Origin of the sequence: Rhodococcus marinonascens NBRC 14363 (genome assembly GCF_001894885.1) — a bacterium.
GTDB lineage: Bacteria > Actinomycetota > Actinomycetes > Mycobacteriales > Mycobacteriaceae > Rhodococcus_F > Rhodococcus_F marinonascens.
In genome coordinates, this window is the sequence record NZ_BCXB01000106.1 from 1 (window position 1) to 2,132 (window position 2,132).

Sequence of the window (2,132 nt, forward strand, 5' to 3'; positions counted from 1 at the left end):
AAACGGACGCCACGGTGTCGGTGATCGGCATCGACCAGTGCACCGGATCGTTGTGCTTCGATTTCGGTTCGTTGACCGGCAGCGGCTCGGGTGCGGGCAGCGCGTTCAGCTGACACCCGCACCGTAGAACCGAAGGACACAGTAGCCGAATGACGCCGCCACCCCGACCGTGAGGGTGGCGGCGTCCTTCGGTTTGTCGACGGGACTCGTGCGGTGGCCGAGGTGAACCGGCGGCCCACCGTGTCGGAGACCCGTTCTCCACTGCCGGTGCGACGAGAAAGAGGTCGCCACACACCGCTCACACCGTTTCTGCCCGTCGAGTGGGGCAACCCGCGTCGGTGGCACACCGCCCCAGCGCATGCGTGGTGTACCGCACGGCGGTCCGAGTGCTCGACCACACCCCACAGGGCAGTGTGGCCGTGAGAGTTCGGCGGATTCTGCGTCGAGATCAGAATCCGGTTGTCAACCTCTCCTCGATACCGGCAGTAGTGGTGTCGGCGGCCGCGGTGTCGGCGGGCTCCGGGAGGTATGCAAAATCAGTTGCTCCCGCAAAACCTGCCACTGGTTCCGCAAAGCCTGCCGCCGGTGTGAATATCCGTAGTCGCCTGCACAATCGACCTGGGAGTTCGATCCGTGTGCAGAGGACTTCGGATATTCACACCAGTAATGGGTCTTGGAAACGATCGTTTGCCAGGACTCGAGCACGATCGTCGAGTCCACACCGACGTCCCACACGATCACGCCCGCGGCGTCGGCGAGCACCTATCGATTGAGCAGCGCCGCGTACGACGCGACGGGATGTCAGGGCGCGAGTGCCGCGTTGTGGGCGGTCAGTAGCGCGCCGAGTAGGTAGTGCCCGTCCGTGGAGTCGAGTGGTGTGAGCCTGCCGACGGCCCGGCCGACTTCGATGAATCCGGCTTCGACGGCTAGCGTCGCGAGGTCGCCTATCGGCCACCGATAGGCTCGCGTCACTTTGTGGTCGAACACCGTCACCGGCTCACTCTCCGACTCGAAGAAGGCGAGCAAGATGTGGCCTCCAGGCGTGAGCACACGACGGAACTCGGCCATGTACGAACAAGTCATACCGAAGTTGGCGACCGTAGCCCCGCAGTGCGGGACCACGAAGACGGTAACGGGTCGGTTCCTGACTCCTCGGTTAGTCAGGCCCTTTTACCGCCAGGGGCGAAACGCTGCGTGCAAACCATCACTGACCTGGGCTGACAGCCCGAAATCGGAGGAGAGAAGATGGTGACGGCAGGGGTGTGCTTCACGGACTGTCAGCGTGCCGGTGCACTGGCTGATCCATCAGGCTTTTCTGCACCGTCACCGCGTCCTGAAGTGAATCGCCTCGGGGTGCCCGGACACTTCACTGTGTGGACCAGTGAGAGTGATGGTGATGGTCACCGGGCCGCCACCGAAGTTCCCCGGAACCCGGGGCATCCTCCAGGAAGGCCGGCCTGTGCACGACGACCCGGTTCGGCTGCCGGTTCGCGGGACCGCCGCCAAGCCCTGTCAACGAACCGGATGAGGCCGCCACCCTCACGGCCTAGGCGGCGGCCTCATCCGGCTTCACGGTGCGGGTGTCAGCTGAACGCGCTGCCCGAGCCGCTGCCCGTCAACGAACCGAAATCGAGGCACAACGATCCGGTGCATTGGTCGATGCCGATCACCGACACCGTGTTGCCGCCAGCGTTGGTGACGTAGGCGAAGGACCCGTCCGGCGTGATCGCCACCCCGGACGGGTTGGTCCCGACCGGGACGGTCTCGATGACCGTGTTGGTGCCGGTGTCGATCACCGACACCGTGCCGTCGCCATCGTTGGTGACGTAGGCGCGGGAACCGTCCGGGGTGATCGCCACCCCGACCGGGTCGGTCCCGACGGGGATGGGTCCGCCGACCACCGTGTTGGTGGCGGTGTCGATCACTGACACCGTATTGGCGCCAGCGTTGGTGACGTAGGCGAAGGACCCGTCCGGGGTGATCGCCACCCCGAACGGGGCTATGCCGACCGGGACGGTCGCGGTGACCATGTTGGTGCCGGTGTCGATCACCGACACCGTGCTGACACTAATGTTGGTGACGTAGGCGAAGGCCCCGTCCGGGGTGATCGCCACCCCGAACGGGCTGATCCC

Annotated in this window: 2 protein-coding genes; both read right to left on the minus strand. The window is 65.2% G+C overall.

Going from position 1 to position 2,132, the window contains the following annotated elements; genetic code table 11:
- Window positions 1-801 precede the first annotated feature (801 nt).
- The gene (locus RM2_RS25515; RefSeq protein WP_245814112.1) at window positions 802-1,083 is read right to left on the minus strand and encodes a hypothetical protein; all 282 of its coding nucleotides are present in this window, start codon (window positions 1,081-1,083) and stop codon (window positions 802-804) included.
- A gap of 500 nt (window positions 1,084-1,583) precedes the next feature.
- The coding region (locus RM2_RS22985) for a YncE family protein (RefSeq protein ID WP_169846822.1) at window positions 1,584-2,132 on the minus strand (549 nt) is incomplete at its 5' end.